Below are 26,563 nucleotides of genomic sequence, written 5' to 3' on the forward strand. Positions count from 1 at the left end.
TAATGATAAATAAAGTGGAGGAGGGAAAATAATGACATTTAAAGAATTAATTAAAAGTAATATTCCACGTTCAATCTTAATCATTGCTTTATATATTCTTTATGCCATTGCAGGTGCATTAGGAGAATATCTATTTAAAAATTCATTGAATAATATACTTAAGGGAAATTTGAATGGGTATATTTATTGGACTTTTATTCAAGCAGGGATGGAAATAGGAGCAGCAATTTTACTACCAATTGCAACAATTGCCTTTACTAAACAAACACAGAGCTATTTACATCATATTAGAGAAGATATTATGCAACATTACTATAATTCTGGTAATGATGAAAAGGTTTCTGAAATGCAGAATCAATTAACAGGAAACTTAAAAATGTTGACGACTGATTTTGCTACTCCTTGGGTGTCTATTTTAAGTGGAGTTCTTGAAATGTTTATTTCTATAGGAATTTTACTTAAGATGAATTGGAGTTTGGTGTTAGTTAGTGCAATATTGTTAGGGATTAATTTTTTAATTCCTAAGATTATGGAAAAGAAAACTGCACAGGCTGCTAAGAAAGTTAACGTTAAAAATGAGAAATTACTCAATGCGATCAAGCATTGGCTTGGCGGTTTACAAGAATTAAGACGCTTTAGTGCTTATGGTCGATTAAGAAAGCAACTTCATCAAGCAAGTGATGATTATACGAAGGCAAGTAAGGAAAGCTGTAAGTATAATACGATTTCGTATCTTTTGAATGGCTGGGCAAATGCCCTAGCACAAGTTGGTTTGGTTTTCTTTGCTGGAATTTTGTTTATAAATCGTACACTTTCTTTCGGTGAATTTGCGGTTGGAGGATCATTTGGATTTACAGTGTTTTCAGCTATTTGGGAAATTACTAGTGCAATCACACAAATTAAGTCAACAAAAGAATTACGTCAAGAAATTTCTGAATTACGTCACAACGAAAAGCGGCCAGTTAAAGCAAGCGCATATGGTATTTCAGTAAAAGATCTGAAGACTTCATATGACCAAGGTGAAACCATTTCTTATCCTGACTTTACAATTAAAGCTGGAGAAAAAGTGTTACTGACTGGTGATTCAGGAACGGGTAAATCTACATTATTTAAAGTTTTGCTTGGAAAGTTGAAGGCACAAAGCGGAACTGTTACTTACTTAGGCAAAAATAATCAGCCACTTGAAAATGCTACAGTAGGTTATCTGCCACAAGATCCAATAGTTTTTCCAGTTTCAATTAAGGAAAATATTACGATGTTTGCTAAGAAGTTTGAACAACAAGTACTTAATGTAGTTAATAAAGTTCAACTAAGTACTGATTTAGCTAAAATGCCAGCTGGAGTTGACACAATTGTTGATTTGAAAAATGAAAATTTATCAGGTGGACAAAGACAAAAAGTAGTTTTAGCAAGAAGCGAAATACATCGTCAGCCATTTGTTCTGATGGATGAGGTAACGAGTGCGATCGATCAAAAGGCTACTGAAAAAATTATTGATGAGTTGCTAAATACTGATCAAACAATTTTAATGATTGCACATAATTTCACGCCAGAATTAAAGGCTAAATTTGATCATGAAATAAAACTAGAAAAGAAAGGAGTGCCAAGAAAATGAGTTTAAAGGAACTTATAAAAACTAATCCAGTTAGGTTTTGGCTTTTTATAATTATTACTATCTTAACTCCTATTACAATAATTAGTAGTACGGCTCTACTTCAGCTTGAAACAACAATTCTTCTTTCACGTAATTTACGTAATTTTTTGATTATCTCAGCAGTAAGCTTAGTAGTTTTTGCTTTAGGCTATGTATTTATAAATATCAGTCAATATTTGATTACTTATCAAGCACAAGACTTAAATAATTTAGTTAGAGATAAGATTGTTAAGCACTACTTTTACGATGGCAAAAAACATCAAGTTCCTGAAATGCAAAATAGACTAACTAATGATTTACAAATGGTTAATGAAAACTATGTTGGTGCCATTTTTAATTTACTATATGGTAGTGTCATGATCATTTCGATTATCATATATTTAATTATGTTAAATTGGATCTTGCTACTTACGATTTGTTTAATTGTAGCAATTACTTTAATTCTTCCAAAACTAATTGAGAAACCACTACAAAAAGCAAATCAACTTATTTCTGATAGCAACCAAGTTTATCTAGATACTTTGAATGATTGGCTTCAGGGATTAGAACAACTAAGACAATTTGCTGCTGGAGCAAAGTTATTTTCAGTTTCTCAGTTAGCAAGTAAAAAGCTTGAAGATGCAAATGTTAAACAGACTACTTATACTAAATTACTTAATGCCATTACTGGGATTGCCTCCGCAATTTTTGGTTTAATTATCTTTTTATTGTCGGGTCTTTTAGTTAAAAATGGGTTATTAGAGATCAGTGCACTTATGGTTGTGGGTAATTTTAGATTTTATCTAAATCAAGCTATTAATCAGATTTCTAATGCTCGAGGTCAGATGAAAGGAGTTAAAAAGTTAATTACAGAAATAGATGAATCTACAAAGCCAGTACAAAATTTGCGTAAAAGTGGTTTTGCTACTCCTGCAACAATAAAGACAAAAGGTTTAGGTCTGCAGTTTTCAAATGGAGAGAGTCTATCTTATCCTGATCTACAAATTAATCAAGGTGAAAAAATACTATTAACTGGTGATTCGGGTGCTGGAAAATCAACATTGTTTAAGTTAATTCTTGGAGACATAAAACCAAGCAGAGGGGAAATAATATTTGAAGATGAAGATGGAAATAAAATTGTTCCTGATTTAAGGAAGATAGGATATCTCCCTCAAGATCCGGTAGTTTTCCCAGCTTCAATTTTAGATAATGTCACAATGTTTAATGAAAAAATAGATAGTAGAGTAGGTAAGGCAGTTGAAGAAGTGAATTTAGCTTCGGATCTTGAAAAGTTTGATGAAGGTCTAAAGAAGAAAATTGATTTGGATAAGTTAAATATTTCAGGAGGTCAAAGACAGAAGATTGTTTTAGCTCGTGCTAAAGTTCATGATAGCGACATTATTTTGATTGACGAAGGAACCAGTGCAATTGATCAAAAGGCAACAATGGATATTTTACATAATGTACTGAAGAGTAGAGCAACAATTGTCTTTATCGCTCACAACTTTAATGAGAAAATAAGAGACTTATTCGATCGAGAAATCCATTTAGTAAAAGAATAGATTAAAAAGGCTTTTGCTTATTTTAGCGAGAGTCTTTTTTGAGTATTAATCAAAATAATATAATTGTTACTTTAACACATATACAATAAAAAAGAAAAAAGTCTGGCTGCATTACGCAGCCAGACAAGAAATAGCGCTAATTATAAATCTGTTTAGTAAAATTGTATAGATCTGTATCAAGATAATATTTAATTTCGTCTGCTTCAGCAATATTGTTTAAGCCAAATAAAGCAGTAAGTAGACTTAATTCATATTTTAGATTCTGAATAGCAACGATTAAAGCTTCAGTATCTTGACTTGCAAATTGCAAGAAATAGTTTGCAATACCAACGTATTGTGCTCCTAAGACTAATGATTTGAAGATATCTAAAGCATTAGTAATGCCACCAGCTGCAATAATCGTCTTATTAACTGGAATCGTTCTTGCGGCAAGCAAAGTTTTAACAGTAGAAAGTCCAATATCTTCTAAAAACATTAATTTTTGACTTTTCCGTCTTTCATTTTCAATTTGGGCAAAATTGGTTCCACCGCTTCCGCCTAAGTCAATAATTGAAAAGTCATTGATTAAAAGCGTGCGTAATGATTCTGGATCAATTCCCATTCCAACTTCTTTGATAATAATCGGAACATCAACTGCTTCGCGGATTGCCTTAAGATTATCAAGCCAATGAAAATCTCTATCACCTTCAGGCATCACTGCTTCTTGAACGCTGTTAAGGTGAATTTGAAGGGCATTGGCATCTAGAGCATTAACAATTTTTTGAGCTACTTTAGGATCTGTAGTTGGATTGACATTAGCAAAAAGTAAACCATCAGGGTTTTCTTGTCTGGCAATGTCAAAGCTCTTTATTTGATCGATTTCTTTTTCAAGGATACTAGCTGATCCTAATGCCATGGGAATATTCTCCCGAGCTGCTGCTTTTGCAAGACGTTGATTGACAGTATATGAAGAATCAGAACCACCTGTCATGGCATTAATAAAGAAGGGGGCATTGATCTTTTGACCAAACATTTCAGTGGTGATGCTTTTCTCGCTAACTGAGCTTTCAGGAAGAGCTGGTCGAATTAAATGAATATGATTAAAGTCGTTATCTTTTTTATTATTAAAAAACATCTTAGCCAATGCTAGATGTTCTTCTTTTCTTTGGGATCTTTGTGACATAGTCGTTTCCTATGAGTAAAAATTAAGCGATTGAGTGAACTAAAAAGTTCAGCGGCATAATTCCGTTTTTACGCCAATTATTTTTCATTTCTTCAATATCAGTTTGTTCATCAGCAATAACAATACCGCAATCACCATTACCTGCACCAGAAGTCTTGGCAGCACCGTTGAATTGTTCTGCGATGTTGATTAACTTAGTTAGACGTGGAATTTCAATCGCAATATGGTTAAGAGTAGCAAAATCCTTTAATAATTGACGATTTAAACGAATTTGCTTTTGAATTAGGGGAATATTTTTTTCATTAAATCCCTTAATCATGCTAAGTACACATTTGCGTGATTCGTCTAAGAAAGTATCATATTGAGCCTTGATGAACTTCTTCTTAGCATTAGTTTTATCAACTAATTGAGAAGTAGAAGCAGGTTTTTGACTCCAGCCAATTACTAAGTTTAGTCCTTCAGGAGGAGTTAATAATTGAATCTTAAGACCAGGCCATGCTTCATTCAAAACTTCACTAAGAGACTTAGTGGCTAATTCTTTCTTAAGCCATGCCTTGTCAAATGTTTGATAAGCAAGCCATCCACCGTAAACACTAGCGGCAATATCACCAGCTGATCCATTTCCTTGAACACTATAGTGAGAAATTGCAGAAAGCTTAAAGATTAAATCTTTTGTGCAATGCAAACCATAAAAATTAAGAATAGCCTTAACAGTAGCAACAGTTACGGCTGCCGATGAGCCAAGACCATACTTTTTGCCGTCTGCTGAATCAAGATCTGAATTAACATGTAAGTCGTATAAGGACATAGGAACTTTTTGTTCTAGGCAAAAACGTTCTGTAAATTTAATAGCAGATAAAATATATTCAAATGGATTATCACGATTGTCAATAACCATTTGATTACCTTTACGAATCCAATGAATAGAATCTTGAGAATACTGTTTAGAGTGAATTAATCCACTTGACCCTGTACTTTTTGCGATTGAAACGCGTACGAATTCATTTACTGCAACTAAAATAGCAGGGCAGTTTTGCTCAAGAACTGCATACTCTCCCGCAATATACAATTTTCCTGGTGCTTGTTCTGTAATCAACGAATATTCCTCTAATCTTTTTATTTTCAAATTACTAAAGCAGAGTAACGCCTGGGCCGAAACTCGCAACGACTATTTTAACATTAGACAATGTTTTCTGAACAGCTGAAATAATTTCTTTTCTATTTCTTAAGGTACAGAGAATTTTTACATTCGGACCAGCATCAATTGTGTAGTAGCATTCAATTCCATTTTTTCTTAATTCTTCAACTAACTTGATAGCTTTAATTGTCTCAGGTTCAAAATATGTAAAGGGCTCTTTCGCTGTTAGATTGCAGGCGTGCATTTCATTAGCACTTAATTCACTTAGTTCACCAATTTTAGTGAAATCTTGTTCTTTAATGGCTTGCTTAAGTTCAGAGATTTCTTGCATATTTCGATCTAACCAAGGCTGGTAGAAAGGAGAAGTTTTCGCTAATTTCATCCCTTGCGTTGAAGAAATCTTTTTCTGCTTAGTATCAACTTCAAGTGCAAGCAGTGAAAGATCTAGATCAGGATTTTCATCAATAGGAATAGCATATGAGCTTTTATCGTCAAATCCTTTTTGCCATTCAACAAAACCACCATAAATTGATCTAGTGGCAGATCCAGAACCAAGACGCGCTAATCTTGAAAGTTCTTTTTTTGAAAGATCTAAATCATAACTTGCAGCAAAACTTGTTGCCAAAGCAGCAAACGCTGATGCTGATGAAGCAAGTCCAGCAGAAGTTGGAACATGGTTAGTAGAGCTAATCGTAAAATGATCACTAAAGCCAAATTTTTCTTGCAATAGGTGAATGTAGTTAAAAACTCGTTTGCTACTTTCAGGTGTTTGCTTTTGATCGTTTAAGATAAACGTGTCCTCAGCTAACGAAGCATCGTGTTCAAAAGTAGTATCAGTATAAAACGCGTCTAGTGTCATTGATAGACTAGACATGAGAGGAGTCTTTAAAGCTTGATTAGCTTTGCCCCAATATTTAATTAGGGCAATGTTAGTATGTGCACGTGCAGTTTTTTTCATTAGATTTCCTCAATCCAGTAATTATCAAAGTTTGCTTGGGCCTTTTGAGCAATTTTCTGTGCCGTTGCTTGGTCAGGACATAGGGCAATCACAATTCCGCCAAGACCACCACCGGATAATTTGGTTCCTAAAGCGCCATTTTGATTAGCAATTTTGCAGATATTGTCAATTCTTTCTGTGGAAAGGTCAAATGAGGCTAAAATGTTTTGAGCTTCATTGAAAATCTTTCCGATCTCTTCTGCGTTTTGCTTAAGCCAATTTTCTTGAGTTGCAGTGGCTAATTCGCCAAGACGTGAAATTTGTTTCTTTTTTAAATCACTCTCATCCATTTGCTTTTTAACTGCTTGAACTGCAACCTTAGTATTTCCAAGTTCACCAGTATCCATAATTAATAGGGTGGCACCTAATTTTTGAGAAAGTTGTTGTGGTCCATCTTGCTTATTAAAGAAAACTAGATAATCTGAACTAACTGTCGCTGCATCAAGTCCAGACGCTTTGCCGTGATTGATCATTTCAGCATGGTTAGTAATTTCCATGATTTCATCGTGACTTAAATTTAAGCCTAAGAATTGTGATAAAGCTTTGGTGGTACCAAGAGCTACAACAGCACTTGATCCTAAGCCACGTTCGATTGGAATTTCGCCGCTATAAGTAATTTTGACATTAGGAGCATCGGGTACTTTGGTTAATAAAGTTTTTACAATGTACTTAATTCCATCATATTCATCTGGTGCATCAAAAAAAGCACCTTGATAATGATTAGTATCCATCCAAGTTGAACCAGCAGTTTCTTCCACAGTTGTGCTAATATTTAAGGCTTGAATGGGGAGAGCGAAGGCATTGTAGCCATAAACTACGGAATGCTCGCCAATAAGAATCACTTTTCCATGTGCTTTAACTTCTATTTTTTTATTCACAATTATCTTTCCTATATTATAAATTTCATTCAGTCTTTTTCGCTTGTTCCATATGCTAAAATATTTGCTAAGGAGACAAGAGACTTATGATTAATGTAATTACTGGTAGACAAGTAGACAACTTGCAAAATGAAATAATTGATCAAGCTGTTAAGTCATATTACCAAGATAAAATGCACGATGTTTTTATTATCGTGCCAAACCATATTAAGTTTACCACAGAAGTACGCGCACTTAGCAAGCTCTCTGTTTTAGCAAATAAAAAACAGGTTGCAGTCAATAAGCTGCATATTCTTTCTTTTTCACGCCTGGCCTGGTATTTTTTGAAGGATGAAGCAATTAGATTACCGCAAATTCTAGACGATGCTGCTAGCGTGATGTTACTAGAGCAAATTGTTAAAGATCATCAAGACGAGTTAAAATTATTTCAAAACAAGAATCAAATTACATCTGGTGCCTTAAAACAAATGTATGAGGCCATCTTGTCAGTTCGGGCTGGAAATATTGAATTAGAAAATATAGACGATGAAAAATTAAACGAAGAAACTAGCTATAAAGTTCATGACTTGCGAATTATCTATGATGACTTTATAGAACGTCTATCTGAAAAGTTTGCAACTAAAGATGAGATGCAACTCTTGCTTAATGAGTTTTTAGCTAAAAGCAATAATTTGAGCAACATGGAATTCTATTTTTCTGATTTTTCGCATTTTTCACTGCAAGAGTTAACTTCTGTACGTTTAATCTCAAAAAAAGCAAAAAATACCACTTTAGCTTTTAAGACAAAGATTGGAAAAATAGATAATAATGCCGAACCTGGAGATTATGACTATGTAGTGCAGCGAACAATTGGACAATTAGAGCATTTTTGGCAAAACCAGCAGTTAGACTATCAAACTACTGAATTTCCACTTAGTCAGACTAATCCTAGCTCCCTGTTAAATGGAGTCTGGACTAAGACTAGTGGCTTTGATGAAAGCTTGAGTAAATTCTTGCAACCAGTTAAAGCAGATTCGAGATATGCGGAAGCTTATTTTGTTGCAAGAACTATTTACCAACAGGTTGCTTTAAATAAATATCGCTATCAGGACTTTTTAGTTTTAGCACCTAATTTAAGCGAATACGAAACTTACCTAACTCCGATTTTGCGTCAAAATCACATTCCTTTCTTTAATGACTTACAAAAAGAGATGAAGTATCATCCCTTAGTTGTTGTAGTTGAAAATCTTCAGCAAATTTTTAAGCGTGGTTTTCAAACTGATAATGTAATTGCGTTAATGAAAACACAGCTTTTTATTCCCGAATGGTATAAGAGAGTAGCACGTTACCAAAATGATGTAGATTTGCTAGAAAACTTTGTGTTAGCACATGGTATTAAGGGAAATCTGTGGACTAAGCCATTGAAAAACTTTGTGGACGCAGAAGTAATTGCACTTGATAAGTCAGAGCATGAAGTAGAAGAGCTTGATCGGTTACGTGAGTACTTCATCAATATTCTGAGCAAGTTTTTTGAAAAAGTGGAAGAAGAAAAAGATCCGCAAGCCGGAGTTACTATCTTTTGGAACTTTTTAATTAAAAATAGAGTTGCAAAAAGATTGGAGGCCTGGCGAAAAGAAGCTAATGATGCAGGTGATCTGCAATTAGCGCAGCAACCAGAACAGGTTTGGTCAACTTTAAACGATTTGTTAAAGGACTACTTATTAGTAGCTAAGGAGTTTTCTTTAGAACAATTTCTGGATCTTTTAATTAGTGGCTTTAGTGAAGCTAATTTCTCGCAAATTCCGTCTACCCTTGATGCAGTTAATATTTCTGAAATGGGAATGGTTCAAGGACAAGGCTATAAGCAAGTTTTTATTATCGGAGCAACTAGTAGCAACTTACCGCAAATTGAAAAAATTCCAGGATTTTTTAGTTCAGAAAATTTGGAGCAACTAAATGATGGCAATGATTCTAGTGGCTATCTAGAAGACCAGCAAAAAATTAATAATTTAGATCAGAATTATCAGTTTGGCAATGCTTTGAGTTTGGCAAGTGATAAGATTTATATTTCTTATCCAGTAATCAACACGGCAAATGAACAATTAGAGCCGTCTATTTTTTATAAACAGCTTCTCAGGTTAACTCAAGCAGAAGAATTTGCACAGCATGATTTGCCAAATACTAGTGGCGATGTTTTGACTTTTATGACTAATCCAGAAGCTAGTTTGGGGTACTTAACTTACTTAAAGAGCAAACAAGAAGTTAATGTAGATTCTATCTTGAAGCTGACTGAGCAAGAAATAGGCGAAGTAGCTCAAAATGTGCTTGAAGGAAGTAATTTTAAGAATGTTCCTCAAGATTTATCGCCTCAGTTAGCGCAAGAACTCTATGGAGACCGAATTGAGACTTCAGTTTCTCAACTTGAGACTTATTATCAAAATTCTTTTGAATATTTCTTAAATTACGGCTTGCATTTAAAGAAGAGATTTGAAAATGAGCTAGACGTAATTCAAGCAGGTAATTATTACCACGAAACATTTGATTATTTAGTTAAGAGAATTAAGGAAAAGAATCTAAATTTTGCTGATTTAACTGAAGAGAAGTTGACCGAGCTTCTAATTGAAGTACGTGAAGAATTAAAAGAAAAAGGCAGGTATCGTCAGCTTTTAAATGACCCGTTTAATAAATATCTATTCCATAAATTAGATCAAACAACATCTAACGTTGCTCATTATTGGCACAGCAATGTAAATAAGACTACTTTTAGACCACAATATTCAGAATTAAGTTTTGGTAAAAATCAAAAGGTAACTGGTCTATCTTATAGCTGGAAAGATGATAATAATGAGAAGAAGATTGTCGATTTGCGAGGAAAAATGGATCGTGTTGATCTAGCTAAAGTAAATGATCGAGTTTTGGGAGAAGTAATTGATTATAAGTCTTCTGCTAAAAAGTTTGATCTAGGGCTCTTTGCTAACGGCATTTCGATGCAGATGATTTCCTATTTGGAAGTCTTAAAAAAGAATAACCAGTTCTTTGCACAAGATAAAAATTTAGATGTTTTAGGTGCTTTTTACCAGAATATAACAAGTAGTTTAGAGCGTTTGAGCAGTGACAAGATGATTTTGAGCAATTATCAGATTAAGGATTTAATTAAGGAAAGCACTAAGAAGCTAATGTATAACGGAATTTTAATTGCCGATGAAGAGATGTTTGACTTAATTGAACCAGGGATGGAAAAAGATCGGGCAACTTCTGAATTATATAGTAGTGTTAAAAGAAAGGTAAATGGCGACATTAGTTGGCCACGAAATCAAAGCTTTACCCCCGATCAACTGGAACTTCTTTTAGCATATAATTCTTACTTAATTAAAAATGCGGGAAGCGAGATCTTGTCAGGAAAGATTAAACTTGATCCTTACGTTTATGGTCAGCAAACATCCCTGACTTATTCTGATTTTAAAGATATTTTCTTCTTTGATGCCATGTTAAAAGAAAATAACTACCACAAGATTAAGGCAATTGACAAAAAGGCGCTTTTAAACCTAATCAAGGAAAAATTAAATTTGGATGGTGATGAATAGGTGACAAATTTTACTAAAGAACAAGATCAAGCCATTAATGATCATGGAAAAGATATTTTAGTTTCTGCATCTGCTGGATCTGGTAAGACTACAGTTTTGGTTGAACGTGTTTTAAGACGTATTCTTTCAGGCACGCCAGTATCGTCTCTCTTAATCATTACTTTTACTAAGGCTGCTGCACGTGAAATGAAAGAACGAATCAAGCAAAAGATAAGTGATCAGCTTGAAGTTGAACCAGATAACCAATTTCTGCGCAGTCAATTATTAGACATTGATACGGCTAACATTTCAACAATTGACTCTTTTTGTTTGGATGTAATAAGACGCTTTTACTATGTAATTGATCTTGATCCACAATTTAGTGTTTTAACTGATGAAACTCAGGCAGAACTTCTAAAAGAACGCGCCTTGCGTGAGATAGAAGCAGATTATTTAGAAGAAGATAATCTGGATTTTCAAGCTTTTTATGATAATTTTTCAGGAGATCGGGACGCAGACGGAGCACGCAATTTACTGCTGCAGCTGTATAATACAGCAACAAGTGAACCTGATTATGAAAAGTTTCTCAATAATTTACCAAGCTACTATGAAGTTGGTGACAATTTAGTTGACTCTAATTTGTGGCAGCAGCAAATAAAACCTCTTCTAATTAAAGAAGTATCTGATTTAAAGGCAGAAGTAGAGAATCTACTTGCAGAGCCAGAATTTGATGGTCCTGACTTGGTTAAAGTTAAAGAAAATTATGATATTTTTTCTAATCGTTTAGATTACTTTTTAGAGTCTTTAGATAGCGATCGTCCTTATAATGAGATTCGAGCTAATTTAATGAATTGCAAATTTGAAAAATCAGTCCGAAAATCTAAGAAATGGTCAGATGAAAGTGTAGAAGTATATCGAGAGAGTCAAGATTTAAAATCAGACTTGAACGATCAACTTAAGAAGATCTTTGCTAGCTTTTTTGTGGTTGAAGAAAAAGAGCAAGTGGCAGTCCTTCAAAAAGCAGAAAAATTAGTTAAAAAGATTGTTGAAGCTGAAAAGAAATTGATTCAAAAATTCGGTCAATTGAAACGTGAGCAAAATTTAATTGACTACAGCGATATGGAGCAATTTGCCTTTAGTATTTTGACGACAGATACTTCAAATGCACATATTGCTCAAGAATATTATCAGGAAAAATTTAATGAAATTCTGATTGATGAATATCAAGACGTGAATGCATTGCAGGAAAATATCATTAGGGCTATCAAAAAGAAGGGACAGAATACGCTTTTTATGGTTGGGGATGTCAAACAGTCAATTTATGGCTTTAGACAAGCTCGACCAGATCTCTTTTTGAGTAAGTATCACACTTACGGCAAAGACAATGATAGTGAAAAAATTATTCTGGCTGATAATTTTAGATCAACCAAAAGGGTTACTAAAACAGTTAATGACCTATTTAATCCGATTTTAACAACTAATTTTGGTGGAATTGATTATAAAAAAGAAGGTCAATTACAATTTGGCGCCAGCTATTATCCGGCAGATTTGCCAACAGCCAGCGAATATATTTTTACTGATAAAAAGCAAACCCAATCGGCTTACGAAGAACACTATGGCGATGAAATGGATTTTAGTGAAATTCAGATGGTAATTGCCAGAATTAAACAACTAAAAGAAGAGAATTTTCAGGTTTGGGATCGAAGAACGCAACTCAAAAGACCACTTGAGTATTCTGATATTGCAATTATTACGAGAACTAGAAGTGATAATTTACAAGTAATGCAGGAGTTCGCAAGGGCTGATTTGCCTTTATTTGTTACTGATGCTCAAAATTATTTTCAAACTTTTGAGTTAATTATGATTATGAATTACTTAAGGCTGATTGATAATCCTCAGCAAGATATTCCTTTAGTAGCTGTGATGAGGTCGCCGCTATTTAATTTCAAGGAACCTGAACTAGCACAAATTCGGGTTAAAACTAGAACCGGAAACTTCTATACTGCTCTTACCAGTTTCGCATCAGTTAATTCGCCCTTGGGCAAGAAGTGCAAGGAATTTTTACAGCAACTTGAAAGTCTTCGCTCATTTGCGGCTACGCATCGAATTTCTGAATTAATTTGGAGTATTTATGAAAAGACGCACCTTTTAGAAATTGTTACCGGCTTGCCAAATGGACAGCAGCGTAGAGTTAACCTCGAATCTTTGTATGAAAGAGCAACTTCATATGAAAGTGCTGGTTTTAAAGGCTTATATCAGTTTATTAGCTTTATTGAGCGGATGAGAAAAAATCAAAAGGATCTTGCGCAACCACTTTTAAGTGATAAAGCAGATAATGCTGTAAAACTAATGACTATCCATGCTTCTAAAGGTCTAGAATTTCCAGTTGTATTTGTTATGGGCTTAGGACACCACTATCAAACTAGAGACTTAAGTGGTAACTTCACAATCAGTCAAAAAGAATTAGGTTTGACGATAAAAGAAAAGAATTACCGGATTGATTCGCTTGTTAAGTCACTAGCTGATGTTCAAAAAAGACAGCAAATGCTAGAAGAAGAAGCCAGAATTTTATATGTTGGTTTAACTAGAGCACAGCAGAAATTGATCTTAGTTGCCAGCGTCAATGAGATTGAAAACAAGCAAAAGAAGTGGCTGACCGAGCTGGATCAAAGAACTAATACAATTCCATTAGTTAAAAAAATCAATGCTCAGTCACCGCTTGACTTTTTAGGGCCTAAATTAGAGCAAGAGCATGAATTTGACCAAAATATCCAAGATATGACACCGGCTTTAGAAGAGCAAGACAAGCTCTATTACTTGAAATTTGATCTCGATTTAAAGCCAGAAAAAGTTGAAAAAAATAACGAAAATGGTCAAGAATTAAATTCAAAAGTAAATAAAGTAGTTAAAAAACTATATGATTTTAAATATCCCTTTGAAGATGCTACTAAGACTACAGCCTATCAATCCGTATCTGAAATAAAAAAAGCCTTTAATGATCCGATGGATACGGAGCTTGAAAATTCACGACTTATTTCTTCAAGTAATCGTTATTTACAACCGATTGATGAAACACCAACATTTCTAGAAGAGCAAAAATTTACTGGGGCTGAAATTGGAACTGCAATGCACCTAGTTTTGCAATACTATGATTATGAAGGCAATAAAGATCAAGAAAATTTAGAGCAAGAAATTGAACATCTGGTCGAGTTAGGTAAGCTGAATCCTTTAATGGTTCCTTATTTGTCAAAAGAAGCTCTCAATTGGTTTGTAATGAGCGATTTTGCTAAGGAATTTTGGAATCAACCACAAAAACTGCACAGGGAAAGTCAGTTTTCAAGTTTAGTTAACGCTAGTGAGCTATTTAGTGATTTCTCTGATCCGGCAGCTAAAGTTTTAGTTCACGGAACAGTAGATGGATATTTTGAAACAGAGGAAGGCTTGATTCTGTTTGATTACAAGACTGACTTTGTTGATAAGACTCATGAAGAACAGGCAATTGAGAAAATTATGCAAAAATATACCGGTCAACTTCGTTTGTATGAACAAGCCCTAAATGAAATGCATGAAAATAAAAAGGTTATTGGAAAATATTTAATTTTGCTTGACGCAAGGAAAGTGGTCCCAGTAGACTAGAAACGGAGTAGAAGGGAGATTATTATGAAAAAAGCCTTTACAGATGATGTTTTTGCGGTCGTTGATCTTGAAACGACGGGCACGCAGCGTAATCAAGGTGATCATATCATTCAATTTGGTTGTGCAATCATCAAAAAGCGTAAGGTGGTAAAAACATATTCATTCTTAATCAATCCTCATCGCGAAATCCCTCAAGCTGTTGAAAATTTAACTCACATTAGTAATGAAGATGTATCTAAAGCACATGATTTTAATTACTATGCTCCTAAGATTCGGAAGATTTTGGAGAATACAATTTTTGTTGCGCATAATGTGAACTTTGATCTTCCATTTTTAAATTATGAGTTAGTAAACGCTGGACTAGAACCACTAACTGGAAAAGCAATTGATACGGTTGAATTAGCTCAAATTGCTTTTCCAACCTTCCCATCATATAAATTGCGTGACTTAACTGCTCGTTTAAGAATTAAGCACTTAAATCCTCACCGTGCTGATTCCGATGCCTTAGTTACTGCCAAATTGTTATTAAAAGTAATTAAGAAACTCGAAAATCTGCCTCAGGCAACTCTCAATACCTTAACTTCTTTATCAAAAGGGTTATTACGAGATACTGATTATATTTTTTATGAAATAGGCCAAGTTGCTCGTCAGACAAAGAGGCCATTAGCAAAAGACTTAATTCAGGTAAAACATTTAATTCTGAAAAAGCAGAATTTGTCTGCGCGTCATAATGCGTCAGCAAGCAAAGGAGAGTTCCCTCAAAGCGATGATGAAAAGAAAGAATTGTTTAAAAAGAATCTTCGCTTTAGAAGAGGACAGGTCAGTTTAATTAATAGACTTCATGAATTTGTCTATAGTGATTCTGATAATTCATTAGTTGTTGAAGCGCCAAATGGTAGTGGAAAGACTTTTAGCTATTTAATGGCTTATTCTTATGAACTTTATTCTGGCAGAAAATTAGTTGTAGCTACTCCTACTAAAGTTTTGCAGGAGCAAATATTAAAGCAGGAAATTCCACAGCTTTTGCGGATAACTCATTTGGATTTAGATGCTCAGATTGTTAAATCAAGCAGTCATTATTTAGATTTAGATGGTTTTTATAATTCACTTTATCAAACAGATAATCCGATTCAGCAAACTTTAATTTTGCAAATGGGGATTCTAATCTGGCTAACTGAAACAGAAACTGGGGATTTAGATGAGTTGCAGTTGACTAACTATCAAGCTCCACTATTTGCTTCTATTGAACATCCTGGAGATGCTAGAATCGGAACAGCGTTTGCTGATTATGACTTCTGGAACTTAGCGAGAAGTAAACAAGAGCAGGCTGATATTTTAATTACAAATCATGCCTATTTAGCTAACCATTATATGGATTCCATCTGGGGACAGAATCCGTTTTTGGTTATTGATGAAGCACATCGCTTTGTTGAAAATGTGGCAAGTTCACGAAATGATTCCCTTCAATTTGAGAGTTTCTGGGGGATGTGTAGTCATTTGCGTAATTTACTCTTTTATGCAGAAGACAGCGCTAAGGCTAGATTTGGTAATAATTTAGAATTTAAGTTGATTTTAGATAAACTTGAAAAGAATACAACTGACTTAATTCATGCTATTAATAAGGTTCAAGAAGCGCTTTATGATAATCGTAAGTTTGCGACAAGTTGGGAAGAGAGAAGACAAAATGCTGTCAGTTTAGGCTTTCAAGGACAAGATTTGTTTAGAAATGTAGCTTTGTTTAAACGTTTGTTAAGTCAGATGCAGGATCATATTGAAATTGTGCGTCAGGAAACAAATCAGCTTTTGTTTTTGCTATATCACCAGCAAAAGAATTTATTGACTAGCGATGATGTTTTAATTAAAGATCTTCAAGAAGAAGTCGACCATCTTGACTATTATTCAGAGCAGAATTATCTCTTGCTTGATCAATTAAGCGAACCAAAGAAATTAGACCATAAAGGCTTTGTGCTAGAGATAAGCAATGAAGACGATCCTTTATCAACGAATTTGACCTGGTTGATGCTGGATCCTGAAGAAGAAGTCGAGCAGCTGTACCATTACTTTGATAAAAAGCTATTCATTTCAGCTACTCTTGCAGAACAAGACGATTTTTCTTATACAATTAAGAACTTATATTTAGATCCTGAGAAGACGCTGACTTATCGAGCAAAGCCATCTTTTAAAGTTGAAAAACACTTGAAGGTTTATGCGCTTTCTGATAATAATGCACCTGCTGATCCAAATAGTCCTGAGTATGAAGAATTTATTGGTAATCTGCTTAAGCAGATTAAGAACTATGATCATGTTTTAGTTTTGTTTACTAATCTAGAGGTCATTAGGGATGTCTTTAGCAGGTTAAGCGAAAATAATAGTGCCTTGAAAGATTATGAAATTCTAGCTCAAGGATTAACTGGATCTAATGAAAAGATTGCTAAGCGCTTTGGAATTGCGGAAAAAGCCATTTTGCTTGGAGCAAATAGTTTCTGGGAGGGAATAGATTTTAAGCATAATGGAGTAGACTTAGCGATTGTTACTCGTTTGCCGTTTGAATCACCTGACCAGCCAGAAGTTAAACTCCGGACAGAATGTCTAAAAAAGCAGGTTGGTGCTGATAAGATTTTTGAAATTGATACGCTTCCACGTGCAATTCTGCGATTTAGACAGGGATGCGGACGTTTAATTAGAAATGAGCGTGATCATGGAATCTTTGTGATTTTAGATCAACGAGTTTGGAATAAGGCATATGGTGAGCAATTTTTAGCAGGGCTTCCTGTGAGTGCAAAAAAAGTTAGTCAGCAACAACTATTAAATGTTTTAAGGAATAGTAAACAAAATGAATAAATATGTAAAAAAAGGGCTTAAGGTTACGGGCATTGTAGTTGGGGTTATTGTGGTAATATATCTAGTACTTTGTATTGTATTTTACATTGCAACTAAACCAGCAAGCGATGCGGTAAAGCAAACTAATAGCGTTGCCCTTGAGAAGACCCCAATTACTAGGGTAACTAAGAATTATCATTTAAGTCGTAGCGTTGAAAGTAATAGTTTAGAAGGAACTAGCAAAAGGGGAGAAAAATATTACTTTATTTATCTTCCACACAGTAAGAAAGCCTATCTTTATCAAGCAAGTAAAGGTAAGAGTGAAGAACAAATTTTGCAAACTTTCAATGATGCTCATCCCGGACACGATAATCCTAAGTGCCAATTAGGTTGGTATAAAGGAATACCAGTGTGGGAAGTAACATATAAAAAGAAAAATGGTAATTATGGATATGTTCTTTATAACTTTAAAAACGGAAAAGAACTAGTCTATGCGGACAATTTGTAAATTTGTTAAACTAAAGCGTGATTTTTTAGTATAATGAAATTAAATTAAATTAAAAAGGTTGGTAAGTAATGACAGAATTAATCTCAATTAAAGATTCTTCTAAACATGTAGACCAAGAAGTTAAGATGCATGTTTGGTTAACTGATAAACGATCAAGCGGTAAGATCATCTTCTTACAATTACGTGATGGAACCGCATTTTTCCAAGGCGTTGTTCGTAAGAATGATGTTTCTGAAGAAGTTTTTGAAGCAGCTAAGTCTTTACGTCAAGAAGCTAGTTTCTATATTACTGGTACTGTTCATGAAGATAAGCGTTCTCATTTTGGCTATGAAATTCAAATTTCAGACTTAGAAATTGTTTCTAACAATGAAGGCTACCCAATTGGTAACAAGGAACATGGTGTTGATTTCTTACTTGATAACCGTCACTTATGGTTAAGATCTAAGCGTCCATTTGCTATTATGCAAATTAGAAACACTATGTTTAAGGCAACTGTTGACTTCTTTGAAAAAGAAGGATTCATTAAGTTTGATGCACCTATCTTTATGCACTCCGCTCCAGAAGGTACTACGCAATTATTCCACGTAGAATACTTCAACAACGATGCATACTTGTCACAATCTGGTCAATTATATGGTGAAGCTGGTGCCATGGCTTATGGCAAGATCTTTACTTTTGGACCAACATTTAGAGCAGAAGAATCTAAGGGACGTCGTCACATGACAGAATTCTGGATGATGGAACCAGAAATGGCATGGATGCATCAAGATGAATCTTTAGATCTTCAAGAAAGATACTTAGCGCATATGGTTAAGCAAGTTCTTGAAAACAATGAATATGAATTGAGAATCTTGGGTAGAGATCCTGAAAAATTACGTCCAACTACTGAAGGTAACTTTACTCGTCTTTCTTACGATGATGCTATTAAAATGCTTCAAGAAGCTGGTCGCGATATTAAATGGGGTGACGACTTTGGTGCCCCAGATGAAGGATATATCTCAGAGCAATTCGATCGTCCAGTCTTCATCGTTAACTACCCAACCTCAATTAAGCCATTCTACATGAAGAAGAATCCAGATAACCCTAAAGAATACTTATGTGCTGATGTAATTGCACCAGAAGGATATGGTGAAATTTTTGGTGGTTCTGAACGTGAAGGAAACTACGAAATTTTGAAAAAGCAGATTGAAGAAGCAGGGTTAAACTTGGAAGATTACCAATGGTACCTTGACTTACGTAAATTTGGTGGTGTTCCTCACTCTGGATTTGGTATGGGATTTGAACGTACAATTGCTTGGATTTGTAAGTTAGATCACATTCGTGAAGCTATTCCATTCCCAAGATTGATTAACAGAATGCAACCATAATAAAAATTAATATTAATTATAAAAGTTGAACTATTTTAGTTCAGCTTTTTTTGAAAGGAAAATCATATGGCGTCTTTTGCGACTATTCAAAATGAAGGTTTTACAGTCATTTCTAATAGTCTTTTACGTTATTATCCATCTTTAAAACTATCTGAGATTGAAACAATGCTCTTATTGCAATTGGAGTCATTTAAACAAGCTAACAATTTCTTCCCTAGTGATAATGACATATCTGAACGCATGAATTTATCACCGGTTGAGATTTCGCAATTAATTCAGAATTTAATTGATAAGAAATTAGTTGAGCTTGGTCAAAATAGGGATAATGATGGTCGAATTACTAACTTTTATGATTTAGCGCCCTTATATCAAAAATTAGATACAATTATTGATGAGCGGGATGTCAGCTCTCGTACTCAAGCTGAAAGTGATTTACGCCCAACGGAGAAACGCGAGTCAAATCCCCTTCAAGAGTTAGTAAGGCAATTTGAAATAGAGTTTGGTCGTCTGTTAAGTCCTATCGAAAAGCAAGAAATTGCTGCTTGGATTAATATTGATCACTACAGTCCTGAAATAGTGCAGTTGGCTCTACGAGAAGCTATTTTGGCACAAGTATATAATTTTAAGTATGTCGATCGAATTCTACTTAATTGGCAAAGACATGGTTTAACTACGCCAGATCAAGTTAAAAATTTTCTTCAAAGGAATTAGGTAGGTGATTAAATGGAAAAGTTGCTATCAGATGAAGAGGCGAGATTAGTTTTAAAACGAATTCTATTGCTTTATCCAGATGCTAAGGGTGAACTTCATTGGGATACGAAGTTTCATTTATTATGTGCTGTTTTAATGAGTGCACAGACCACTGATAAGATGGTTAACAAGACAACTCCGAAATTCTTTAGCGATTATCCTGATAGTGCCAGCTTGGCTCAAACAGATATTAAGGATATTGAAGAGCATATTCGGACTATTGGTTTGTATCGAACAAAAGCTAAGCATTTAAAAGAAACGGCACAAATTATTACTGATAAATTTAATGGAGAAATTCCTAAAGATAAAAAGACTTTAATGACCTTACCTGGTGTGGGGGAGAAGACAGCAAATGTTGTTTTAGCTGAAGGCTTTAAAGTGCCAGCAATTGCAGTTGATACGCATGTATCTCGTATTTCGAAACGTTTTAAGATAGTTAATGAAAAGGCTACCCCTCATGAAGTTGAAAAGCGTTTAGAGGAGTTACTGCCAAAAGAGGACTGGATCCGTACTCATCATGCAATGATCTTATTTGGAAGATATACGATGCCTGCTAGAACAAAGGATCAAGATCCATATTCATTTTTGCCACCATTAAACTAATTTTTACAAATTAAAATTACAACATAAAAAAAGCTCCAGAAGCCATATTTGGTATGACTTTTGGAGCTTTTTAGTAACTTCAATTATTGATTATTATTGGAGTTATTACCTTGATTTTGCGGTTGCTGGTTTTGATTATTATTTTGGTTATTTGTATTTTGTTGTGAATTATTGTTATTATTTTGATTCTCAGCCTTGTTGTCAGTTTGTTGACTATTGTTTTGATTCTGCTTATTTGAATTGGTGTCAGAAGTAGAGGACTGTTTTTGACTTGAAGATTGTTCAGAACGACTTGATGATGATGAACTGCTTTGAGACCGAGATTGACCTTTAGAAGAAGTATCATCTTCTGTATCAAATCTAGTGTCGATATCATCATCTTCGTCTTTACGTTTATCAACTGTTACTTCACTATATGGATTACTTGGAGCGTGCCCCTTAACAAACAACTGCCAGCTAGAATTGCTTGCATTAGGAGAAACAACCTTATCTTGCGTACCATTAGCAATTCTACGTTTAACGACTGTACTTGGTTTTGACCAATCTTTATTGGCTTTGTCAGCCATGAGATATGACATCATTTGCTTATATAGGAGTTGAGCAGAAGAAGAGCCGACACCAGATGGTGTACCATCTTTTAGATTGTCATATCCCGTCCAAATTCCTATTGAATATAGTTTGGTGTAACCAACAAACCAAGAATCTTTTGGTGAATTCTTATATTGAGGATATCTTACCAGCTCTTCATCAGAGTACTTAACTGTACCAGTTTTACCAGCTTCATATAAGTTCTTGATTCTTGCTTGTGTACCAGACCCCTTAGTTAATACCCCTTTGAGCATATCTGTCATAATGTAAGCTGTTGATTCCTTCATTACTCTAGTACCGCTACTATCGTAATTTCTAGTTAAACCATCTGGGGTTTCAATCTTAGAAACAAATTGTGGTTTATGGTAAACACCGTCATTAGCAAATGCAGCAAATGCACCAGCCATTTGAAGAGAAGATGCGTTGGCACCGATAGCTACTGATAAGCCTGAATCAGATGGGACATTAACGCCCATTTTTCTTGCAAATAATGAGGCACGAGCTACACCGACTTTACTTAAAGTCTTAACTGCTGGGACGTTTCTTGATTGTTCTAGAGCGTGTCTCATAGTCATTTTACCTTCATACTTATTATCCCAGTCATAAAGTTGGATATTAGTACCTGGGTAAACATATTTAGAATCGTCTAGCATATGAGAAGTTGGCCAGTTAAGGTATTCGATTGCTGGACCATAATCTAATACTGGCTTAACAGTTGAACCAGTGGAGCGTCCTGTTTGAACAGCTCGATTTAAACCAAGTTGAACTGATGGAAGTTTACGACCACCGATAATAGCAATTACATGACCAGTTTTTGGATCAACAATTGTAGCCCCAACTTGCATTTTATCGTTAGTGAATGGGACTGAACCATCGTTTACTAAGTCGTAGAGCTTTTGTTGTGCATCTTGATCGATGTTAACAGTAATCTTTAAGTTATCATTGTAAGGATTAAAGCCCTTGCTCTTAACTTCGCTAATTACTTCTTTAATGTATGGATCGTCAACTTTTCTAAGCTCAGAAGTAGCATTGTTCTTTTTAGGTTGCAAACCTTGAGTAATTGGTTCATTTACTGCTTGTGTATATTGAGATTTGCTGATTTTATCGTTTTTAAGCATCGCTTTTAAAACGATATCTCGTCTATATTTTGCCTTTTCAGGATATACATATGGGTCATAAGTAACCGGTGCATTTGGCATCCCTGCAAGGAGGGCAGTCTGTGCTAAGTCAAGATCTTTTAGATCTTTGCCATAGTAGTAGTCAGCTGCAGTACCCATACCGTAATTACCGTAGTTCATGTATACCTTATTAATATAGAACTCCAAAATTTGTTCTTTGCTGAATTCTCGTTCTACTTTCATTGAAAGCCAAGCTTCTTGAGCCTTTCTTCGAAGAGTTCTTTGTGAAGCAGCAGTGGAGAAGACGGAGAGCTTAACTAATTGTTGAGTAATTGTAGATCCACCAGCCGCAACTCCCTTGCTTTTGGCGTTAACTAAGACAGAGCCAATAATTCTAATTGGATCAAGTCCGATTCCTTCCTTATAAAAACGTCTATCTTCAACAGAGATAATGGCATTTTTTAGTTCTTTAGGAATCTCGTCATTATTAACATAAGTTCTTTTTTCAGAACCTAGAGAAAGAAGAAATTTTCCGTCTCTGGTATATAAGCTACTTGTTCCACCGCTTTGAAGTTGAGCTTGCGAGATGCTAGGAGCGTCTTTAGCGTAGTATGCAAATAAACCTACTCCTGAAACTACTACTAACATTGCTACAATAAAGAACCACTTGATTACTTGTAGCCAAATTCGTTTACGTGGTTTACCTTCAGGATGAAGGTTTGCCATTCTAGAATTAGTTGGCCTTTGATTATTATCTGCCATTCTTTTTTGTTCCTATCTATTTATAAAATTATCTATTGCATCTAAGTAAGGAAGCGTTGGTCGAAATCCGCTTTTAATTTCAATTGAATTATCGATTAATTCTTGAAGTGTCATCGAACTCTTATGGGGCGTCTTCCAGGCTTTTATTACAAAGCTAGCTGGGGTTACGAAGTAACGATTAAGAGTTACGAAGCGAATTATCGTAAAGCAGATTCCTTTTTGCTTTAAGCATCTTTCAAGATGAATGATTTGGTGTTCATGGAAATTTTTTAAAGGAAAAGATCTTTTATTTCTTGTTTCCTTAGCTTCAAAATCTAGATAATGTCCTTCATATACGCCATTATAATCAGTCGTAGAAGCTTGCCTGAAATAGGCTTCTTTAATAACTGCACGAGATCGTTTAGGATAATCTACTTTAACAATCTGGACTGGAGTTGGCTTTTTATGAACGACAGCAATATCTTCAAGGAGATAGTACTTATTAGATTCGTTAATTTGCTGTTCTAGGTTCATTCCACGATCAGAAAATACAACATCTTTACGATGCTTTTGCTTTCTGGGATGCAAAAGGTCAGTTTGATCTTTAGTATAATGTGTTAAACTGCCTGTTGGATATTTTACCATCAACATCACTCCTGCTTAGCATTATAGCAAAGATTTTAAATCATTTTTAGAGAAAGGGGAATCACTAAATGAAGCGTCTGTGGGTTACAGGATATCGTTCATATGAATTAAGTATTTTTAGTGATAAGGATCCTAAATTAACTGTAATTAAGTATGCATTAAGTAACTATTTTAAAAGTCTGCTCGAAGAAGGAAAAATTGACTGGGTAATTAGTGGAGCAAATTTAGGAATTGAGCAATGGGCACTTGAGTCCGCAATTAGTTTAGAGAATGAATATAATCTTCATACTGCTTTGATGATGCCATATTTAGAGTTTTCAAAAAGGTGGAATGAAAGTAATCAGATGAAATATCAAAATTTAACTGAGCAAGTTGACTTTACAGCTTCTACTTCTAATTATCCTTATATGAGTCCAGCGCAATTAAAAAATTATCAAAGTTTTATGTTAGAGCATACTGATCGGGCAGTTTTAATTTATGATCCTGAACATCCCGGTAAACCTAAGTATGATTACGAAGCTATACAAAAGTATCAAGAAGACCAGGATTATCCGGTAGATATAATTGATTTCTATGATTTGCAAGAAGCAGCAGAAGAATATGAAGAAAATCATCGACCAAATAATAACTTTTATTAATTTCTGTTAGGACTTTCAATCTAATTATTAGCTTGAGATAATAAGAATTTTTTTAGAAACTACTACTATTATTGCTTGAAGAATATTTATAACTTATACTGGTTATGTACGATAAAGTGAGTGCCATTGAGCTATAAACTAGTTAACACTTTATCGCCTAAATCAAAAACAGACAATCGTCTGTAATTAAGGAGTTTGACGAAACAAATGGCAAGTTTAAATGATATTCAACTAAATCCACAAAGTATCTTAAAGAAACAATTTAGAACTAAAATGAAGGGATACGATTCTGATGAAGTAGATTCATATCTCGATACAATTATTTCCGATTACAGTACCTTTGCAACTATTATTGAGGATTTACAAACTCAAATTAGCGAATTAAAGGCTCAACAAAAACAAGCCCCAAGTCAAAGTACTGCACCTAAATTAGACTTTAAAAATGAAGAAGTTGAGGATGACGTTAAAACTTATACGCCTCGTAATGTACAAAAGCCCGTTATCAGCAGTAATACTGATGACAAAGAAACACCTGAATTAACTACTAATGTAGCTATGATTCAACGTATTTCAACTTTAGAGCGTAAAGTTTATAACCTTGAACAAAGAATGAATCAACAAGATAGAACTTACCAAGCTAATTAAAACTATGATATAATAATTATTGCAAATTTCGAGCGATCGCGGTTAGCTTATGCTAGCTGAGGAAAGTCCACGCACGCACAAGCTGAGATGCTTGTAGTTTTTGTACTCAGCCCAATAAGCTGGGGGACTTGTTTTTAACAAGTTACGGCGGAAAAAGCACTAAATCATTTTTGACATGTGTGACTATCCTGAAAAGTGCCACAGTGACGAAGCAGTAAGGGAAACTTTACTGGTGGAACGAGGTAAACCCTGCAAGCGGGCAACCCAAATTTGGTAGGGGCGCTTTCGTCTAGGTAAATGAACTAAAGACGAAGTCATTTTTAATGAAGATAGATGGTCGCTGAAGATAGGAATTTAACCATGTCCTATTGGAACAGAACGTGGCTTATAGAAATTTGTTGGTTAGGGTTGAGCTTTGGCTCAGCCTTTTTTTATAGAAAAATTTATAAAGATAGAGAATCTAAAATGAAAGAATATACATTATATGCAACAATGGGCGCTGGATTTGAGAGTGTCGTTGCAAAAGAATTAAATAATTTGGGCTATAAAACAAGCACTGAAAATGGACGCGTATTCTTCAAAGGAACGCAAGCAGATATTGTTAAGACAAACTTATGGCTTAGAAGTGCTGACCGAGTAAAAATTTTGTTAAAAGAGTTCAAAGCAACTAGTTTTGATCAACTATATGATGAGGTTTATAGCTACGATTGGGCTGAATTGTTGCCAGTAGATGCACAATTTCCTGTAAAAGGGAGAAGTGTTCGCAGCAAGTTGCACTCTGAACCTGATGTTCAATCAATTGTCAAAAAGGCCATTGTAGATAAATTAACGGATCAATATCGAAGACGTGGCTTTTTGCCTGAAAGCGGCGCAGAGTATCCTTTAGACATTCATATTTATAAAGATGTTGCACGGTTAAGCCTAGATACAACTGGTCAGAGTTTATTTAAACGTGGATATCGTGTTGAACATGGTGGAGCTCCTTTAAAGGAAAATTTTGCAGCAGGGTTGATTGAGTTGACACCATTTGATGGCTCTCATCCCTTTATTGACCCGATGACTGGATCAGGAACAATTGCCATTGAAGCTGCATTAAAAGCCAAAAATGTCGCTCCAGGTATTTGGAGAAAATTTGCTTTTGATAATTTTGATTGGTTTGATAAAAAACTTCATCCTGAATTAGTAGAAAAAGCAAAAGCCCAAGAAAAGCAAGATCATGCACCAATTTTAGCAAGCGATATTGATCAATCAATTTTAGAAATTGCAAAGGTTAACGCTCATAATGCTGGAGTATTACAAGATATTAAATTTAAACAAGTTGCTGTAAAGGACTTTTCAACTGACTTAGAAAATGGAGTTATTATTGCTAACCCTCCTTACGGTAAACGACTTAAAGATCGTGAAGCAGCTGAAAAAATTTATGAAGAGATGGGACAAACTTTACGACCACTTTCTTCATTTAGCCAATACTATTTAACTTCTGATCCGCAATTTGAAAAGTATTTTGGTGCTAAGGCCACTAAAAAGAGAAAATTCTATAATGGTAATTTAAGAACGGATTATTATCAATATTGGGCAAATAAGAGATAAGA

Annotated in this window: 18 protein-coding genes and 1 other RNA gene; 13 read left to right on the plus strand and 6 right to left on the minus strand. The window is 34.7% G+C overall.

Features of this window, described 5'->3' with window-relative positions:
- The first annotated feature begins 31 nt into the window (after positions 1-31).
- Positions 32-1,615, plus strand: coding sequence for an ATP-binding cassette domain-containing protein (locus QM512_RS03315; protein WP_282806103.1), 1,584 nt, complete (start codon positions 32-34; stop codon positions 1,613-1,615).
- Positions 1,612-3,195, plus strand: coding sequence for an ATP-binding cassette domain-containing protein (locus QM512_RS03320; protein WP_282806104.1), 1,584 nt, complete (start codon positions 1,612-1,614; stop codon positions 3,193-3,195). Before QM512_RS03315 ends, QM512_RS03320 begins: the two co-directional genes overlap by 4 nt.
- A gap of 136 nt (positions 3,196-3,331) precedes the next feature.
- Here the strand turns inward: QM512_RS03320 and fni are convergent, their stop codons facing one another.
- Genes fni through mvk form a run of 4 tightly spaced genes read right to left on the minus strand, consistent with a single transcriptional unit; the run spans position 3,332 to position 7,370 of the window.
- Complete coding sequence (fni, locus tag QM512_RS03325; protein ID WP_282806105.1) at positions 3,332-4,357, minus strand: type 2 isopentenyl-diphosphate Delta-isomerase; 1,026 nt, start codon at positions 4,355-4,357, stop codon at positions 3,332-3,334.
- Positions 4,358-4,379: 22 nt separating this feature from the next.
- Positions 4,380-5,453, minus strand: a complete 1,074-nt coding sequence (locus tag QM512_RS03330) for a phosphomevalonate kinase (RefSeq protein ID WP_282806106.1) — start codon at positions 5,451-5,453, stop codon at positions 4,380-4,382.
- A 34-nt stretch (positions 5,454-5,487) separates the two neighbouring features.
- Positions 5,488-6,453, minus strand: coding sequence for a diphosphomevalonate decarboxylase (gene mvaD, locus QM512_RS03335; RefSeq protein ID WP_282806107.1), 966 nt, complete (start codon positions 6,451-6,453; stop codon positions 5,488-5,490).
- A complete protein-coding gene (gene mvk, locus QM512_RS03340) occupies positions 6,453-7,370 on the minus strand; it encodes a mevalonate kinase (protein WP_282806108.1) in 918 nt (305 codons plus the stop codon). The genes mvaD and mvk overlap by 1 nt, the downstream gene beginning before the upstream one ends.
- 86 nt (positions 7,371-7,456) lie before the next feature.
- Between mvk and QM512_RS03345 the strand changes: the two genes are divergently transcribed.
- The 7 genes from QM512_RS03345 to nth all read left to right on the plus strand — a co-directional run bounded on the left by QM512_RS03345 (position 7,457) and on the right by nth (position 20,596).
- Positions 7,457-10,933, plus strand: coding sequence for a PD-(D/E)XK nuclease family protein (locus QM512_RS03345; protein WP_282806109.1), 3,477 nt, complete (start codon positions 7,457-7,459; stop codon positions 10,931-10,933).
- Positions 10,934-14,548 (plus strand): helicase-exonuclease AddAB subunit AddA, encoded by a 3,615-nt coding sequence (gene addA, locus QM512_RS03350; protein ID WP_282806110.1) that lies wholly within the window; start codon positions 10,934-10,936, stop codon positions 14,546-14,548.
- Between the two features lie 24 nt (positions 14,549-14,572).
- Positions 14,573-17,389, plus strand: a complete 2,817-nt coding sequence (locus QM512_RS03355) for a helicase C-terminal domain-containing protein (RefSeq protein ID WP_282806111.1) — start codon at positions 14,573-14,575, stop codon at positions 17,387-17,389.
- Positions 17,382-17,876, plus strand: a complete 495-nt coding sequence (locus QM512_RS03360) for a hypothetical protein (RefSeq protein WP_282806112.1) — start codon at positions 17,382-17,384, stop codon at positions 17,874-17,876. The genes QM512_RS03355 and QM512_RS03360 overlap by 8 nt, the downstream gene beginning before the upstream one ends.
- A gap of 68 nt (positions 17,877-17,944) precedes the next feature.
- Entirely contained in the window at positions 17,945-19,243 is a 1,299-nt protein-coding gene (asnS, locus tag QM512_RS03365; RefSeq protein WP_282806113.1) for an asparagine--tRNA ligase, read from the plus strand.
- Positions 19,244-19,309: 66 nt separating this feature from the next.
- Positions 19,310-19,954: a DnaD domain protein gene (locus tag QM512_RS03370; protein WP_282806114.1), complete on the plus strand. Its 645-nt coding sequence runs from the start codon at positions 19,310-19,312 to the stop codon at positions 19,952-19,954.
- A 12-nt stretch (positions 19,955-19,966) separates the two neighbouring features.
- A complete protein-coding gene (nth, locus tag QM512_RS03375; RefSeq protein WP_282806115.1) occupies positions 19,967-20,596 on the plus strand; it encodes an endonuclease III in 630 nt (209 codons plus the stop codon).
- A gap of 83 nt (positions 20,597-20,679) precedes the next feature.
- Here the strand turns inward: nth and QM512_RS03380 are convergent, their stop codons facing one another.
- Complete coding sequence (locus QM512_RS03380; protein WP_282806116.1) at positions 20,680-23,064, minus strand: PBP1A family penicillin-binding protein; 2,385 nt, start codon at positions 23,062-23,064, stop codon at positions 20,680-20,682.
- A 12-nt stretch (positions 23,065-23,076) separates the two neighbouring features.
- On the minus strand, positions 23,077-23,688 hold the full coding sequence (recU, locus tag QM512_RS03385; protein ID WP_282806117.1) for a Holliday junction resolvase RecU: 612 nt from the start codon (positions 23,686-23,688) through the stop codon (positions 23,077-23,079).
- Positions 23,689-23,756: 68 nt separating this feature from the next.
- Here recU and QM512_RS03390 point away from each other — a divergent pair, with 68 nt between their 5' ends.
- The 4 genes from QM512_RS03390 (at position 23,757) to QM512_RS03405 (ending at position 26,561) form a co-directional block, all read left to right on the plus strand.
- Positions 23,757-24,326 carry a DUF1273 domain-containing protein gene (locus QM512_RS03390; protein ID WP_282806118.1) on the plus strand — a complete coding sequence of 190 codons (570 nt, stop codon included), beginning with the start codon at positions 23,757-23,759 and terminating at the stop codon, positions 24,324-24,326.
- A gap of 207 nt (positions 24,327-24,533) precedes the next feature.
- Complete coding sequence (locus QM512_RS03395) at positions 24,534-24,971, plus strand: DivIVA domain-containing protein (protein WP_282806119.1); 438 nt, start codon at positions 24,534-24,536, stop codon at positions 24,969-24,971.
- 24 nt (positions 24,972-24,995) lie between these two features.
- Positions 24,996-25,364: RNase P RNA component class B (rnpB, locus tag QM512_RS03400), an RNA gene on the plus strand.
- Between the two features lie 72 nt (positions 25,365-25,436).
- Positions 25,437-26,561, plus strand: a complete 1,125-nt coding sequence (locus tag QM512_RS03405; RefSeq protein WP_282806120.1) for a THUMP domain-containing class I SAM-dependent RNA methyltransferase — start codon at positions 25,437-25,439, stop codon at positions 26,559-26,561.
- The last annotated feature ends 2 nt before the right edge of the window (positions 26,562-26,563 follow it).

The sequence above is a fragment of the Lactobacillus isalae genome, assembly GCF_947539375.1.
GTDB lineage: Bacteria > Bacillota > Bacilli > Lactobacillales > Lactobacillaceae > Lactobacillus > Lactobacillus isalae.

Bases quoted from the DNA above. Each gene is read 5' to 3' on its own strand.
- QM512_RS03315 (WP_282806103.1), top strand. From the start codon at position 32: ATGACATTTAAAGAATTAATTAAAAGTAATATTCCACGTTCAATCTTA.
- QM512_RS03320 (WP_282806104.1), top strand. From the start codon at position 1,612: ATGAGTTTAAAGGAACTTATAAAAACTAATCCAGTTAGGTTTTGGCTT.
- fni (WP_282806105.1), bottom strand. From the start codon at position 4,357: ATGTCACAAAGATCCCAAAGAAAAGAAGAACATCTAGCATTGGCTAAG.
- mvaD (WP_282806107.1), bottom strand. From the start codon at position 6,453: ATGAAAAAAACTGCACGTGCACATACTAACATTGCCCTAATTAAATAT.
- QM512_RS03345 (WP_282806109.1), top strand. From the start codon at position 7,457: ATGATTAATGTAATTACTGGTAGACAAGTAGACAACTTGCAAAATGAA.
- QM512_RS03355 (WP_282806111.1), top strand. From the start codon at position 14,573: ATGAAAAAAGCCTTTACAGATGATGTTTTTGCGGTCGTTGATCTTGAA.
- QM512_RS03360 (WP_282806112.1), top strand. From the start codon at position 17,382: ATGAATAAATATGTAAAAAAAGGGCTTAAGGTTACGGGCATTGTAGTT.
- asnS (WP_282806113.1), top strand. From the start codon at position 17,945: ATGACAGAATTAATCTCAATTAAAGATTCTTCTAAACATGTAGACCAA.
- QM512_RS03370 (WP_282806114.1), top strand. From the start codon at position 19,310: ATGGCGTCTTTTGCGACTATTCAAAATGAAGGTTTTACAGTCATTTCT.
- nth (WP_282806115.1), top strand. From the start codon at position 19,967: ATGGAAAAGTTGCTATCAGATGAAGAGGCGAGATTAGTTTTAAAACGA.
- QM512_RS03380 (WP_282806116.1), bottom strand. From the start codon at position 23,064: ATGGCAGATAATAATCAAAGGCCAACTAATTCTAGAATGGCAAACCTT.
- recU (WP_282806117.1), bottom strand. From the start codon at position 23,688: ATGGTAAAATATCCAACAGGCAGTTTAACACATTATACTAAAGATCAA.
- QM512_RS03390 (WP_282806118.1), top strand. From the start codon at position 23,757: ATGAAGCGTCTGTGGGTTACAGGATATCGTTCATATGAATTAAGTATT.
- QM512_RS03395 (WP_282806119.1), top strand. From the start codon at position 24,534: ATGGCAAGTTTAAATGATATTCAACTAAATCCACAAAGTATCTTAAAG.
- QM512_RS03405 (WP_282806120.1), top strand. From the start codon at position 25,437: ATGAAAGAATATACATTATATGCAACAATGGGCGCTGGATTTGAGAGT.